At 63.2% G+C, this 14,550-nt stretch carries 12 protein-coding genes; 2 read left to right on the top strand and 10 right to left on the bottom strand.

The genetic code is table 11. The features are described 5' to 3' along the window. Window positions 1–770 (top strand): hypothetical protein (locus J7E68_RS00920; protein ID WP_215169008.1); only part of this gene is annotated, 770 nt, incomplete at its 5' end. A gap of 155 nt (window positions 771–925) precedes the next feature. Here J7E68_RS00920 and J7E68_RS00915 read toward each other — a convergent pair. The 4 genes from J7E68_RS00915 to J7E68_RS00900 form a co-directional block, all read right to left on the bottom strand. Next, window positions 926–2,395 carry a hypothetical protein gene (locus J7E68_RS00915; RefSeq protein WP_215169006.1) on the bottom strand — a complete coding sequence of 490 codons (1,470 nt, stop codon included), beginning with the start codon at window positions 2,393–2,395 and terminating at the stop codon, window positions 926–928. Window positions 2,396–2,582: 187 nt separating this feature from the next. Then, entirely contained in the window at window positions 2,583–3,821 is a 1,239-nt protein-coding gene (locus tag J7E68_RS00910; RefSeq protein ID WP_215169004.1) for a hypothetical protein, read from the bottom strand. A 23-nt stretch (window positions 3,822–3,844) separates the two neighbouring features. Continuing rightward, on the bottom strand, window positions 3,845–4,474 hold the full coding sequence (locus J7E68_RS00905) for a hypothetical protein (RefSeq protein WP_215169002.1): 630 nt from the start codon (window positions 4,472–4,474) through the stop codon (window positions 3,845–3,847). Window positions 4,475–4,671: 197 nt separating this feature from the next. Then, the gene (locus J7E68_RS00900) at window positions 4,672–6,519 is read right to left on the bottom strand and encodes a DUF262 domain-containing protein (protein ID WP_215169000.1); all 1,848 of its coding nucleotides are present in this window, start codon (window positions 6,517–6,519) and stop codon (window positions 4,672–4,674) included. A gap of 155 nt (window positions 6,520–6,674) precedes the next feature. On the opposite strand from J7E68_RS00900, the gene J7E68_RS00895 reads away from it, so the two are divergent. Then, window positions 6,675–7,334: a hypothetical protein gene (locus tag J7E68_RS00895; RefSeq protein WP_215168998.1), complete on the top strand. Its 660-nt coding sequence runs from the start codon at window positions 6,675–6,677 to the stop codon at window positions 7,332–7,334. Window positions 7,335–7,460: 126 nt separating this feature from the next. Here J7E68_RS00895 and J7E68_RS00890 read toward each other — a convergent pair whose 3' ends face one another. The 6 genes from J7E68_RS00890 to J7E68_RS00865 all read right to left on the bottom strand — a co-directional run. Continuing rightward, window positions 7,461–8,636 (bottom strand): hypothetical protein, encoded by a 1,176-nt coding sequence (locus J7E68_RS00890; RefSeq protein ID WP_215168996.1) that lies wholly within the window; start codon window positions 8,634–8,636, stop codon window positions 7,461–7,463. Window positions 8,637–8,735: 99 nt separating this feature from the next. Further along, window positions 8,736–9,638 carry a metallophosphoesterase gene (locus J7E68_RS00885; protein WP_215168994.1) on the bottom strand — a complete coding sequence of 301 codons (903 nt, stop codon included), beginning with the start codon at window positions 9,636–9,638 and terminating at the stop codon, window positions 8,736–8,738. Window positions 9,639–9,675: 37 nt separating this feature from the next. Then, the gene (locus J7E68_RS00880; protein WP_215168992.1) at window positions 9,676–10,707 is read right to left on the bottom strand and encodes a LacI family DNA-binding transcriptional regulator; all 1,032 of its coding nucleotides are present in this window, start codon (window positions 10,705–10,707) and stop codon (window positions 9,676–9,678) included. Further along, entirely contained in the window at window positions 10,704–12,497 is a 1,794-nt protein-coding gene (locus tag J7E68_RS00875) for an iron ABC transporter permease (RefSeq protein ID WP_251048484.1), read from the bottom strand. The genes J7E68_RS00880 and J7E68_RS00875 overlap by 4 nt, the downstream gene beginning before the upstream one ends. 82 nt (window positions 12,498–12,579) lie before the next feature. Continuing rightward, window positions 12,580–13,596 carry an ABC transporter ATP-binding protein gene (locus J7E68_RS00870; protein WP_215168990.1) on the bottom strand — a complete coding sequence of 339 codons (1,017 nt, stop codon included), beginning with the start codon at window positions 13,594–13,596 and terminating at the stop codon, window positions 12,580–12,582. Window positions 13,597–13,641: 45 nt separating this feature from the next. Next, on the bottom strand, window positions 13,642–14,550 hold a 909-nt coding region (locus tag J7E68_RS00865), incomplete at its 5' end, for an extracellular solute-binding protein (protein WP_215168988.1).

Here is a 14,550-nt window from a genome sequence, read left to right as displayed (position 1 = left end):
ATGGCGGATGGTTGTTCATCGGTCCGCGAGCCGAGGAACGGTTCGGGCGGCGTCATTTCATGGAGTTGTTGTCTACCTTCATCGCCGATCTGGAGATGAAAGTATTCGAGAGTCGGCACGAGGTCGGCTCGGTGGCACCTCTATCGCTGACGGGCTCCGTGATCGACGGGCGTAAGCCGCTGCTGCTTGCGGGGCGCGCCTGGCTGGTGGAGTCGATTGACTGGGAAAGGCATGTCGTTCAGGTGAGCGAGGACCAGGCAAAAGGTCGCGCGCGCTGGGGTTCAGAGCCGCTTCCCGAGTCCTTCGAGATGGTTCGCGCAAGGCGAGATGTGTTGCTCGGCTCCGATCCGCAAGTGAGCTTGTCTCGACGCGCACAGATCAAAATGGCTGAAGTTCGCGCGCTCCGCCGAGAGCAGGTGGGATTTGGTGAGCTGATACTAGACCGCGGCGAAAGGTCATCGGTTCTGTGGTCGTTCGGTGGTTTGAAGGCCCACGCGACACTGCTGGCGGCCCTACCTACCGTCGTCGCCGATTCCGCGAGCGCAGACAATGAATCGATAACCTTCGATTCGAGCCTCGACCGTGTTGTTTTCGATGGCATCATCCTCACTGGGCTGCTGCCTGAGATTGCGCCGCAAGCGGTGGACGGACTGAAGTTCTCAGCGGCATTGCCGCCGGAACTCGCAGTCGCAACCCTTGCCGAGAGATTCGTGGATCGCGAAGGTGCGGCCGTGATCGCAGCGCAGTGCATTCGCGCACCCTCTGTCTAGTCGCCGCTAGATCGAGAAGTCTAGGCGACGCTTGCACGATCGCCTGGTCGACGTCAGCGGGACGATGAGGCGGGCCGTCGCTGATGTCGATCCGGGTCAGTACAGCTAGCGCGCGATATCTAATCGCCAATCTTTAGCGCCCGCCGCACTCCGAGTCATAGCCCGAGTAGTCGGCCAAACATCGTTCGCAGAAGGGCAAACTCTCGAGGGTTCTCCTCTGACGCTTGAGCCGCCTGATAGTCAGCGACGAGCGAGCGCAGATCTTCATCGTCAAGCGCGATGATGTAGCCATGGTTGTCCGAGGCCGCGGCGTGGCAACGCGCACGGAAGCGCGGCTTGTCGCTGATATTGCGCGTTATCAGGAAGCCCAGCTGCCCGCGGCTAGGGCTGAGCCGCATCGCAATCTGGTCGAGCTCTGGGTTGGACGGATCCCCCGTATAGTTCTTGCACTCGATCGGAACGATCGCCGCACTGAAGTGCAGACTCAGCCAGCGAAAGAAGCCGTCACCAGCGACGTTGTCGTACGTGATGTCAATTCTCTTGAGACCACCGTGAAGCTTGGTCTCTATGCCTTGATTCCCCAAACACGAGCTGAATAGTGAGCTCAGGAGGGCAGCCACCGCTCGGTGATAGGACGTAGCTCCGGCCGCGCCGGGAGCGATAGCTCCAATCGCGTCAAGAAGCTCGCCTAGGTCTACGGGCGTGTCGCCGACCCTGCTCTGGAGGTCCGTGTCGGTCAATGGCACTGCCGGCAACTTCACGTGCTCCCGGTAGCTGTCCAGAGCGTCGGGAAAGCGGTCTGTGTGATCGACGAGCTTCGACTTCGTACTTCCGAGGTGGTCACCTAGCTCCGTTTTAGAAACACGCAGCTGCTGATTCCGCTTGCCTTCGTGTATCAGGTAAACAAACTCGGAGGACAGCCCCTTCGCGAGCTCGAGCTGTTCATACTTCGGACGTATGTAACCGGTGAAGTACTTCTCCTTGTCCAAGGTGGGATGGAATCGAACGATTGCGCGCGGCACAAGCACCAACGGGCCGTCCGGCCCGCGGGGTACCTCCGCTGCGACGCTCGCGTCCCAAGTATGAGTGGTGCTGTTCCAGATGGGGCCGACGAACTGGCTCTCTGTGGGTATTCCGTGGAAATTGCTCTGCAGCTTGGTGTAGCGGAGCAGGTGTTCCCGAATGAGGCACGTGGTGATGTCGCTAAGGATGTCGGTGCCGATGCCTTCCACGAACAGGGCTGTCTCTTCGAGGTCCAACACCATCCCAGTCGCGATGGCACGGCTGCTACTGAGCTGAGCGACTAGCTCCCGGGCGCGCTTCTCAGAGCCCAAGGACCGGCCGCGAGATCGGCCCACGCTTTGACCGAGGTGAGTCTCGTTCGGCTCGCTAAGCGGGAAGACGAGTCGATGAACCAGCGAGGAATCGTCTTGCTGAATGGCCTGGAGCAGGGTTTCGAAGAACGACGAAACCGAGCTCGAGCAGGCTTCGGCCCAGTCGCCTCGCTGTGTGCGTAGCGCGTGTGGGTCGATATAGACGGCGACATCTTCTCTAACGTCAACATTCACAAAGTCGAGCGCTCCCTGACCAAGGCCAAGATTGAAAAACTCGGAAACTCGGACCATCAGCCACCCCTGCCCGCCAGCGTACCGGAGTACTGGGCTGAGAAACGCGCAGAAGCTGCGTAAGCCTGTCGTGCTTGTGGGCTACGGCAAACGCACCCTTGAGATCACCCCCGACAGCCTTCGGCTAGGGTCGGCCAACAGTAGGGGGGGCGGTCGCGAGTTCGAATCCCTTGGCTGGCGAAGCGACTTACGACGGCTCAGGGGCTTCGGCTTTGTCGGATGCGGACTTTCGCTTGGTGGGACGAAGTGACGCGAGCTTTCCGCGCGCCTTGTCGGCCGCCGCGGCCACTGCGCCGCCCGCGTCTTTCATCGCCGTGATTGCCTGCGCTTCGTCGGGGATACCGTCGCCATCGAGATCGACAGACCGAAACTTCTCTGCAGCCTTGCTCGCGCCGTCGGCAAATGCCCCTCCGGCGCGCTTGACGGCTGTCAGTGCGCGCGCCTCGTCGGGAACCCCGTCGCCATCGAGATCCACCGATCTGAACGACTCTGTTGCCGCGCTCACCTTGCCCCAGACGCCTTCACCGAAGTCCTTGACGTTTCCGGTCGCAGCCTCCAGCGCAAGAGATGCTCGCGAGGGATCGGTGTTCCGCTCGGGCTTCGCGAACTCTTGAAGCCAGTCGGGAAAGGAATCTGGTGTCTCGGGGAAGGCCATCCGCGAGGACTTCACAACGTCTCGTCCGAACGTGAAGCTCCCGACGCCGCCGATGACGGCGCCCACCCCGAAGGGAATCGCCTTGCCGAGTGTGCCAGCCCCGAGCTTTCCGCCCATCTTGAGTGCCTCTCGTCCGATGACAATTGTCAGCGGTGCCAATGCGGAGTCCGGAAGCTGTTCCGTGAGTACCTCGCCCCAGCCATTCGGCAGTGTCTTGCTCACCGCTCCGGTGGCGAGCGTGCGAGCTTGGCTTACGCCTCCCGCTCCGAACGAAGTCAGCACCCACTTGCTTACCTCGCTCTGAGACTTCTGTCCCAAAAGCATGCCAAGCACGAGCGGCCGCGCACGCTCAGGGTCAGTGACTCGGATACCGTGCAGTTCCGCCACAGCGAGTACATACAGTGCGCTCGTTTCGTAGAAAAAGAGGAGATCGGCGACGCCGAGCCCGAGCGCGATCGGAATGCCGACGCCGGGTATTGCGGCCGAGGCACCAACACCACTGCTGGTGATGGTGACGGTAGCCACGTAGCGGCTGTCGAGTTCTTTCAGAAGATCGGCAGGTGATGCATGAGGCTTATCGCGGCGCACCGAGCGCAAGTACTCGACCACCACTGGGCGCTGCACCGCGATTGCCTTGAAGATCTGGGCTTGGAACCCTTCGCCCTGAGCCAGTTCCTTCGCCTTCTCCGCTACGAGCTGAGGAGGGACGCCGAGTGCATTCGCGACGTCAGCTTCCGACGATTCCGCGGGAGTCGGTGTCTCGTTGTGCATGTTTCTCTCCAAATCTCAGCAGACTATTCAGCGAACTTGAAACTCACAACGGCATCTGGATCGATGCTCTGAGCCAGTTTCGTGAAGTAGTACTCGGTCTGATCCCGGAGGGCCGGCTCATTGGCTGCGAGGTACTTCTCTTTCAGTTCCTCGTCAATAATCGCGTTGAACTGCTCAGCTTCGCTAGGTTGCGTCGTGAACGCGCTGAGTACGCCGTCGCTACCGATCACGCGCTCGATTCGCAGACCGTCCGCCCCGATCCAGGTGAATGGGGGAACCGTGACGAGGAACTCATGATCTGCCGTTGCGCGAACCTCGACGGCATCCAGCCCGAGTTTCGCAGACATGCTGTACTGCATAAACCGCGCCTTCTGGAGGAGTGGGAAATCGGCAACGATTGCAGGCGGGATTCCCTTTGCCTCGGAGATACCTTGCACGCCCAGCGCGAGCAGTACCGTCTGCTCTTCCTTCTCGATGGACGTTACGACCTGCTCGTTCTTCACGACACCGCGAGAGCCGGCCGCTGAGACCAACCACGACGGCGTGAGAATTCCTGCTGCTACTCCCGCGATGAGCGCGCCCAGGACAAGAACGACGATCCCAAGCACCGCGAAGTGCGACCACAACGGAATGGGCTTCCTGAGGAATTTCATAGTGTCTGCTCTTCTCGAGAGGTTGAAAGCTGCGTATCTCTGGCTAGCGAGCCACGCGATCGCCTAATCTTCGCGCACGTACGGCTCGATGTCGGAACACAGCGTCGGACCGCCGCGTGCGCTGGCACCGTCTCGGCGGGTGAGTTCGTCTTTACCGCGAGCTCCTCGGCCGGGAGGCATCTAACTGCATCGCCTACTTAGGCAGCATCATCCTGTGTGTCGTCGGGATCGGACTCCACGTCGAATTCTTCCGCGATCTCGGCAGCGGACCGATCCCCAACGTCGCGAAGGACCGGCTTGCCGGTCGCGGCTTCGATCAGGCCGATCAAGAACTCCTTGCGGTGCTCGAAGTGTCCGGCAAAGTCGTCGGCCCGCAGTCTCGCCGGATCGATGCCGTGAGTACGGATGATGTTGTCGACGGCGTCCGCATCAAGCCGAGCTTTAGTTTCTACACGTCGGAGATACTCCGAGGGTGCTGAGCCACCGATTGCGCGGTTGGTCTCAGCAGCGAGGGGCGTCTTATTGATAATGCTGTCGTACTCTGCAGGATCCACGTCATGCTCGATCGACCACTGCTGCGGGAACACATGGTGGATGTCGGTTGCCAAGTCTTTGTGGCTCTGCAGATCGAACTGCTGATTCTTCACCCAGTCGGTCGCGCCTTGCGCGATCTGCAGAGCGTAGATTCCCTTGTACGCGGCGGCGCGTCGCGTGCGCAGGGTGTTGAGGCGGCTTTCGGCGAAAACGGCGTCACGGACTGTATTGGGCGAGTCGAGATTCTTGTCGAGCGCCCACGAGGGGACCTGCTCGACGTCACGGGCGAAGCGCGTCTCCGTGGTGCTGCCGTACTGCTCGCCGAGTACGCCGCACCAGTACCACTGCCTGAGGCGTGTAACGATGCCGATGGCATCCGCCTCGCCCCCGAGAATCACGCGAATGGTTGCGAGAGGGACAATCTGCGGCGGATAAGGCAGGTAGCGGATGTCAAGGATACGAAGGTCGGTGAGGAATCGCCCAGCCCAGATGAAGGCTTCCTCGAGAGGCTGTCGCCACTCGAGGTAGTCGGAAAGCTGAAGCTTGAGGATGTCTTCGCGCTTGGCGGAGATAGCCGGGGGACGATCTGACGTGCTGTTGAGGTTGCGCTTCCGCGTGGCGAGCAGGGTGACGGCCTGCAGGAAGTCCGTGCTCTTGAGCGCCGCGAGTGTCGGCTTAGACCTGAAAGTGTCGCCGAGTTCTTGCCAGTCGTCGTTGAGTCGGAAGTCGGATCCATGAGTCGCGAAGTAATCCGCGTCTCCCGCGAAGGTCGCGGTGAGAAGCTCGAAGACGTTGAGGGGTACTCCTCCGGTGTTGACCTTCTCGAACACCGTTGCAACAGCAGCCTTGCTTGTCTCCTTATCGAGTTCGATTGCGGGAATCTGGTACTTGCTCGCCGGAGTAAGGATCGCGGTCGTGAAGGCTCGCGCGACGTCATTCTCAGCAAGGCCGAGAAGCCATTGCGATGTGTCGAAGCCGCCGAAGAGGAGATTGAGGGGAAACACCCCTTGTGCCTGTTGCGCCTCCGGGGTCGACAGGTCACGAACGATGGTTCGGCCAAAGTTCTCGCGTTCGATTCCGTCGCCAGGCACCGACACCACGGCCTCGTCTAGGCGGTCTTCGCCCTCGAGGGCCAGCGTGATGTCGACGAAATACTTCCGTTGAATCAGCTTGCCGCGGCTGTCCGTGGTTCGGACCACACCGTCACCGCTCAGCGCCTGAGTCAGTGAAGTCAGTCGCTGTTGACCGTCGAGGAGAAGGAGTTTGGGCGCGACCCCGGCGGGAGCGTGCGAGCCCGTTATCGCCTTCGGCTTGAAGCGCACCTGATCGTTGCCCGTCTCAAGCAGCATCACTGCCCCCATGGGGTGACCGCGCAGCACAGTGACGAGCAGCTGCCGGATCCGTTCGTCCTCCCACTTGTACTCACGTTGGAAGTCTGGAAGCTGCACGCTGCCAGATGTGGTCCAGTCCAGATAGGTCGAAAGCGGGTACTGCGGAGTGTCGAATCCCATGGTGTCCTCTGTCGCGGCGTCTGCTCGACAGCCTAGAGTGCACCTAGAGCGGGACAGACGGAACGGGCCGGAAGCCCGGCGTTTCGAACCGAGAAAGATACACATTGTCGCCCCACGTGCGGGGTCTCTTACCTAGGGCCGGGTAGCATCCGAGCATGGCGTCGATAGAAACACTCACCGATCGCGGCGCGGTCGAGGAAGCGCTGGCTGAGTTCGACCGAATCGGCCGCTTCTCCTTCCTCGAGCGATACGGATTCGGAGAAGCGCGCGAGTACTTCTTGGTGACCGAGGTGGGAACTTACGATTCGAAGGCGATCTTTGCCGCTGCCTATGAGCGGCAACATCACGTCCGACTCTCGAGTGACGACTTCTCTGGCGGAAAGCACGGAGCCGCGCAGTGGCTCGCGAATCTTGGCTACACGATCGAGGGGCTCGATTCGACGGAAGGGCGGCTCACCTTCGACGCCTTCGAGGCCGCAATGGACGCCTTTCAGCTCTCCGTCGACAACATCACCGCAGCCCGAGCGTTCGTTGCGAGCCGTGACTTCGTCTCGTTCTACCTGCCACCGAGTCGGCAATACATAGCCATGATCCCTCGTGGCGGAAGTCGACCGACGGCGTGGGTCAACAAAGGCTATGTGTGGTTCAAGAATGACGACGGCACCCAAGACGGGATCGCTTTTCCTTACAACAAGCTCCGCGACGGCGGACGTAATTCCCGACAAAGGCGGCGTGAGGACGCGGAACGCCGCCTTTGCCCGACTCCCGGTTGTGGCATGTTGCTGCCTTCGAGCGGCGTTTGTGACTACTGCTGAGGAGAGACCCGTCGGGCCGCCCCAAGCTGGGCCAACCATCCCGACCATGCTGCGGGAGCTCTTCGTTAGACGCGGGTTGCCATGGCCTGCCGTCACTCACTACTGATACATCCCTGGGCTTCGCAGCTAGTCGATGACGTCGTGTATGGCCAACAATACGTCGAGGACCGCACGATTTTTGCGGCGCGGGAAGAGCTGTGCAAGATACTCGGCCCCAGGGTCCGCGATCGCCGGGGCAACACCAGCCAACAGCGCAGACGGATCACCAGTAGCAACGGCGTTAGAGGCCGCACCAAGACCCGTCACGATGAACCCCTTCGTGCCCCTTCGTATGGCAGTTAGCGCTTTGGATTTGGTCGCTTCACCGTTCACTTCCAGGAGTTGCGTTGCCACATGGTCAAGAAGGATCTTCGACGCTTCACGTGCTCCTTCGTCCGTATCGGCGACGTCTGTCGCGACAGTGACGCCAACCCTTACCGCCTCGCGCCAACCTTCCCAAGCGTCTGAACGACGCAGGGCGAGAAGTGTTGAGAGGTCTGCCTCGAAGTCGGGGAGGGCGAAATCACCCAGCCGCTCGAGCGTCGCTACCCTGCCGTCAGTCAGCTGTTTGCCGCCAATAGTCCGTGCGAAGGCAGTCTTTTCTACCGGATCAAGCGACAGCGCCTGGCCAGCGCCACGTGCAACAAGCTCAAGCGATGTGCCCATTTGTATGCCGACCGACCGGTTAACCCATAACAAATCCTCGTCCGAGATGTCGGCAGGCCAGCGCCAGCCGCCCGCCTCCCAGTCTTCCCGGCTCATATCGTCGAGCGCCCGAAATCGCTGTTCAACGTTCGGGTCCAAGCCGCCAATAAATGCCGCCCACTCGTCCCCTGGTAGGCGTCGTGAGAATGTGATCTCTCCAGCCTCGACAAGAGGCCGTATCTTCGCGAGCCAAGACAACTGCGCGCGCAGCTCAATCCGCGCCTCGATCGTGTCCTTGTCGCCCGCGATATACCATCCCTGAAACAGATCGTCAGCGGGTGTCACGATCTCGGGAGCGTAGAGAAGTAGACTTGCGAGCTGCCGCCGTCGCGCGACGGGCTCACCGCCTCCGAGGGATGTCACGGCTCGAAGCCGTCCCAGGTACACAGGCTCGATCTCGCTGTCGAGGTCCGCACCGTCGGGCGAAGGCCACGCGTCTGCGAACTCGATCAGATGCTCCCAGGGCCACTCGGCGATCTTCGATGCCGTCTCCTCCGAGTGACGCTCACCGGACCACGCAGAGATGCGATCGTACAGTGCCTGCGCAGATCTTTGCATCCCGAAAGACTAGCGAGTGGCGCAACGGCCGATGTATGACGGGAACTGCCGCGACACGACTAGATCGAGAATACCGGCCGGACAGGTACGGCTTGCAGGTCAGTTTTCACTCGCGCCCGAAGGCGACTCCCGCCAGCTAATACCCCGCCCGGCGATTCTCCTCCCGGCCTCGTCCGCCGCGACCGGCTCCCCTACATCCGCACCGACCTCGAGCCCGACAACCGAGTGCACGATGGTCCCGTCGTACACGTGCACGAGGTTGTACCCCTGCGCAGCATCCTGTCCACGCGTAGCCCCAACAGGCTGCGCCAGATCCTGCCCGTACGCACTCGACGACGCGGCCGCGACCGGAATCCCCGCGAACGTCCCGAATGACGGGTGGTGCACGTGCCCCGACAGGATCCCCCGCACATCCGACCCGGCCAGCACCGCCGCCAGCGCTGCCTGCTCCCGCAGCTCGACCGTCACCGCGAGGTCGAGCACCGTCGGTAGCGGCGGGTGATGCATCAGCAGCAGCGAACCCCCCGGCGCAGGCGTAGCCAGCTCAGCCGCCAGCCACGACAGCTGCGCCTCATCGACCCGACCCCAGTGCTGCCCGGGAACCGTCGAATCCAGCACGATCACCCGCATCCCGCCGAACCACCGCGCCTCGACCACGGCATCCGAAGGCCCTCCCGCGATCCCCAACTCCGCCCGCATCGCCGAACGCTCGTCATGGTTCCCCATGGCCCACACGACCTCACACCCCAGCGCCTCAACAGCCGGTGCAACCAACTCCCGCAACCGCCGATACGACGACGCATCCCCGCGATCCGCCAGATCCCCTGTGAACAGCAGAGCGTCAGGGCGAAGCCCCGAAGACACCAACCGCGACAAGACAGAAGCAAGGTTCGCATCGGCATCCGCTCCACTGCCATACAGCGGCGCGCGTTCACCGGGAAGGTGCGTATCGGAGATGTGCACGAAGGTGTGCGATGGGCGAGAGTGCTCGGTGAGGATCATTTCTCTTCCAGTGAGACGACGAACAGATACAGAAAAGTCAGACGGGAGCGGCGGTCGACCCGGGCACGAGGGTTCCGCCGAACGGCTGCCGAACGGTCTCCGAAGAATCCGAATCAGCATCAGAACTCAGCAACCGCTGCATCGTTTCCACAGCCGCTGCCGCAACGGCCTCGACCGGAATCCGCAGCGTCGTCAGCCCCAACAGATCGGCACCGGGAAGGATGCCGTCGCACCCCGTCACGCTCACATCGCCGGGCACAGCCAACCCCGCAGTACGCAGAGCGCGCATGACCGCGAGCTGCCGATAGTCCGACGCGCACATCACAGCCGTGGCCCCATCGCGCACGGCATCCAGCGCCTCATCCACTCCATCGGTCGGCGCAGCCCCCGCAGACACCCGAGTCACTGTCGCCCCACCCTCAACCAACGTCGATTCCATCGCCGAAGCCCGCAGATGCTCAGCGAACGACACATCCTCCGCGCCGGAGAGCACTACCACCCGCCGGTGCCCCAGCGACAGAACATGCGACGCCAGCATCCTTCCGTGCTCCGGATCGTCATAGTGCGCGGTATGAATCCCCTCAGCCGTCTCGACCCGGCCGGCGCGCACGATCGGCACCTGGTCGGCGAACGGCTCGAGCTGCGCGGCGGTGATGCCACCGGTCGCCACGATCAGCCCGGCGACGCGCATGCCGAGCAGTCGATGCAGCGCGTTGACCTGCTCGGCTCCCTGCTCGTCGGCGCCGATCGTCACGGTCACGAGGTCGAGGCCACGCCGGTGCGCCTCATCCTGCAGCCGCGAGAACAGCAGACCGTAGGCCGGGTTGCTCGCGTCGCGCAGCATCAGCCCGACGGTTCCGGTGCGGCCGGCGGCGAGCTCGGCGGCCATCGTGTTGCGCACATATCCGAGGCGCTCGGCCTCGGCGAGGATCCGCTCCTGCGTCTCAGGAGCGAAACGCCCCTCGCCCTTCAGTGCCCTGGTCGCCGTGGCGCGGGAGACTCCGGCAGCCGCGGCCACATCGCTCACTGTGACGCGCAGCCCGGGTGAACCGGCATCCGAACCACTCACGCGCGAGCCTTCTTGGCCTTGCGGGGCGCTCCGGCGCGCGAACCTCGTCCATACACGAGATACATGGTGACACCCATGATGATCATCAGCAGCACTGTATAGACGAACGTGATCGGCATCGCGTCGAGATTGTTCTCGCCGCGCGTGCTCTCTTGAATCGCCACACCGAGCGGCTTGAACAGCGGGTGGTAGAGGAAGATCGCCGCGTCGTAGTCATCGAGCAGGCTGTTGAAGTTCAGCGCCGTGATCGCCGCGGCCGTCGGCAGCACCAGCGGAACCAGCACCTTGCGGAACGTCGTCAGCGACTTCGCTCCGAGGATGCGCGAGGCGTCTTCGAGTGAATCGGGCACCGACGCGAACCCCGCCTTGAGCAGGCGCAGCGTGAACGGGATCTTCACGCAGATGTAGGCGATGAGCAGCAGGATCGGCGTGCCGGTGAGCACGAATCCACCCACGATCGCCCGCGGCTCGTCGAACGCGGTCACGAGGGCCAGCGCGATCAGCACGATCGGCAGGATCCACGGGATGTGCAGCACGTACTCGATCGCGGTCGTCAGCAGGTTGCGGTGCTTCTGCAGCATCCGCGCCACGAACAGCAGGCCGCCGACCACGACGATCGAGGCCACGGCGCTGTAGACGACGCTGACGATGAACGGACGGATCGCCTCGGCGCTCGAGAACACGGTGACGTAGTTGTCGAGCGTGAAGCTGTCGAGGGTGATGGAGCCGGCGAGGATGCTGCGCGCATCGACGAACGAGAAGATCACGATCAGCACGACGGGGATCAGGTAGATCACCCACAGCAGGTAGGCGGTGACGTGCACGACGACGTTTGCGAACGGGTTGCGGATCTTCTGCTTCTGGATCGGCGTCGCCACCTTCGCGACCGAGAAGTACACGCCCGACTTCTCGAAGCGGTTCATGATCGCGAGCAGGATGATCGTCGCGATGCCGAGCACGATCGCCAGGAGAGCTGCGATGTCACGCGTGATCGGGCTGCGCGAGAGGTCGATGATCAGCGGCGCGACGGTCTGGAAGTCGGGCCCGCCGAGCACGAGCGGAGCCGTCAGCGCCCCGAGCCCGATGAGGAACGTGAGCACCGTGACGGCGAACAGCATCGGCTTCATCACCGGCAGCACGATGCGGCGCAGGATCGTCCAGGTCGAGGCGCCCATGAGCTTCGCTGCCTCGATCGACGCGTAGTCGACCTTGCCGAGGGATGACGAGAGGAACAGCATGTGGTTCGTCGTGGTCGCGAACGTCATCACGAAGACCACGGCGAAGTATCCCGAGAACCAGTCGCGGTCCATGGCGGGCCACCAGTTGACCATCATGTTCGTGAAGAACCCGAACCGGCCGTAGATGAAGTTGTATCCGGCGGCCAGCACGATGCCGCCGTAGATCAGGGTGGTGGCATAGCCGAGCCAGAGGATCTTCGCGCCGCGCACCTGGAAGTACTTCGTCACCAGCACGATGAACACACCGACCACGTTGACCGTGATCGACAGCGTGACGGCGAGCAGGAAGCTGTTGCCGAGCGTCTTCAGTGCACGCTCGCTGCCGAACAGCTTCTCGACGGCACGGATGCTGAACTGCCCGTCGGGGAAGAACGTGACCCCGAGCAGGGCGGCGTTCGGCAGCACGAGGAAGGCGGCGGCGAACCAGATCACGATGATGCCCGTGATCCACGCGAGCGGCGAGCGCAGCATCGCCTTCACGCTGCCGGGGCGCCCTCTCTTGCGGATCCGCGGTCCCGCCGTCTGACCCTCGACGACAGCTTCGGTCGTCAAGGAGCCGGCTTCTCCGGTCACGGCCGCTGACGGCGGGACCGCGGGGTCTGTGTGGTTCTGCGAGTTCTGGGGAGTCGACATGTCATGCCGCCGGGTACTGCAGGATCCAGCGCGGATCCACGTCGACGCGCACGGCATCGCCCGGGTTCCACTGGCGCGCGCTCGCCGCGGCGGGCACGCTGACGCGCAGCGGAGCATCCTCTGCCGTCACCGTGTAGACGCTGTGGCTGCCGTGGTACGTGCGATCGACGATGGTGCCATCGAGCGAGGCGGATGCCGCAGAGCTGTCGCCGGCTTCGGCGAGGTGCAGCTTCTCGGGCCGCACATAGCTCTCGGCCGTGGCATCCAGTCCTCCGCCGAGGCTCGTGATCTGTGCCGGGCTGAGACGATTGTTCTCGCCGATGAACCGGCAGACGAACGGCGTCGCACTGCGGTCGTAGATCTCTTCAGGAGTGCCGACTTGCTGCAGCGTGCCGGCGTCGAGCACGGCGATGCGGTCGCTCAGGGTGAGCGCCTCTTCTTGATCGTGCGTGACGTAGACCGTGGTCACGCCGACCTCGTGCTGCAGGTCTTTCAACTGCTCGCGCAACTGCACGCGCAGCTTGGCGTCGAGGTTCGACAGCGGCTCGTCGAGCAGCAGGATGCTGGGGGTCAGCGCGAGAGCGCGGGCGATGGCCACGCGCTGCTGCTGCCCGCCCGAGAGCTCTGACACGTTCTTCTCGAGCTGCGAGAGCGCAAGACCCGTGCGGTCGGCGATCTCGTCGACGCGGCGGCGCTGCTCGGCCTTCGACGTCTTCTGAACCGAGAGGCCGAACGCGATGTTCTCGCGCACGTTCATGCTGGGGAAGAGCGCGTAGTTCTGGAACACCATGCCCACGCCGCGCTTCTCGCTCGGCACGCGCGTGACGTCGCGGCCGCCGATCAGGATGCGCCCGCCGGTCGGCTCGACGAACCCGGCGAGGGCCCGAAGGGCGGTGGTCTTGCCGCATCCGGACGGACCCAGGAGGGTGAAGAACTCACCCTCCTGGATCTCCAGATCGAGGTGCGAGACCGCGCGGTGATCGCCGAACGCGACCTCGACATCTTCGAAACGGATCATGCTGTCTTTCCGGTCAGTGCGTGCGGAGGGGGTGTCGAGGCTCGATCAGCCGATGTACTCGAGCGTGACCTTCTCGACCCAGGCGCCGAGGTTCTCGCTCACGAAGCCGAAATCGATGTCCTGACGGTCGAGGGTGCCCATGAGCTCGACGACCTCGGGGTTGGCCTTCTCGACCGCGCCCTCGTTGACGGGCATCGAATTGAACTCGGCCGCGAACTCGCCCTGCACCTCGGCGCTGCCGAACCAGTCGATGAACTCCTGCGCCTTGTCTTCGTTGCCGGTGCCGTTGATCTGCGCGATCTGCTCGGTGACATACGGCACGCCGTAGTCGGGAACGATCATGCCGGTCTTCGTGCCGTACTCCTCGTCGCGGGCTGAGATGCCGCTCGAGGGGATGACGCCGTAGTCGATCTCGTCGCGCGTGATGCGGGCGTAGAGGTCGGTGCCCTCGACTGCGGGCGAGCCGTTCTCGTAGTACGACCTCACGAGGTCCCAGCCGTCGTCGCTGACGCCGAGGTCGCCGTCTTCGTCGAGGTGACGCGACAGGATGCTGGCGAGCACGAGCTGCGGGGTGGCCTGGCCGAGCGCGGGGTTGACCTCGTAGCGGCCGGCGTACTCGTCGTCGGTCCAGAGGTCTTCCTCGTCGGACGGAGCGTCGGAGATCTTGTTCTCGTCGTAGACCGTGACGATGGCCTGCTCGACGAGCGGCCAGAACGCACCGTCGGCCGGGTCACCGGCGTCGGCCGGAACCTCGCCGCTCCACTCGGGCTCGTAGGCGGTGATCGCCTCTTCGGACTTGAGCTGCTCGAAGAACATGTTGTTCAGACCGAACACCACGTCGCCGACGGGGTTGTTCTTCTCGGCGATGATGCGGTTCGTCAGGTCGGCGCCGCCGAGGCCCACGATCTCGATGTCGATGCCGGCATCCGCTGCCTGCCCGGTGATCCCCCCGCC

This window comes from Microbacterium sp. ISL-103 (assembly GCF_018613995.1).
Lineage (GTDB): Bacteria > Actinomycetota > Actinomycetes > Actinomycetales > Microbacteriaceae > Microbacterium.
Note: the sequence above shows the minus strand (reverse complement) of the source record. Positions and strands in the feature narration are given on the sequence as shown.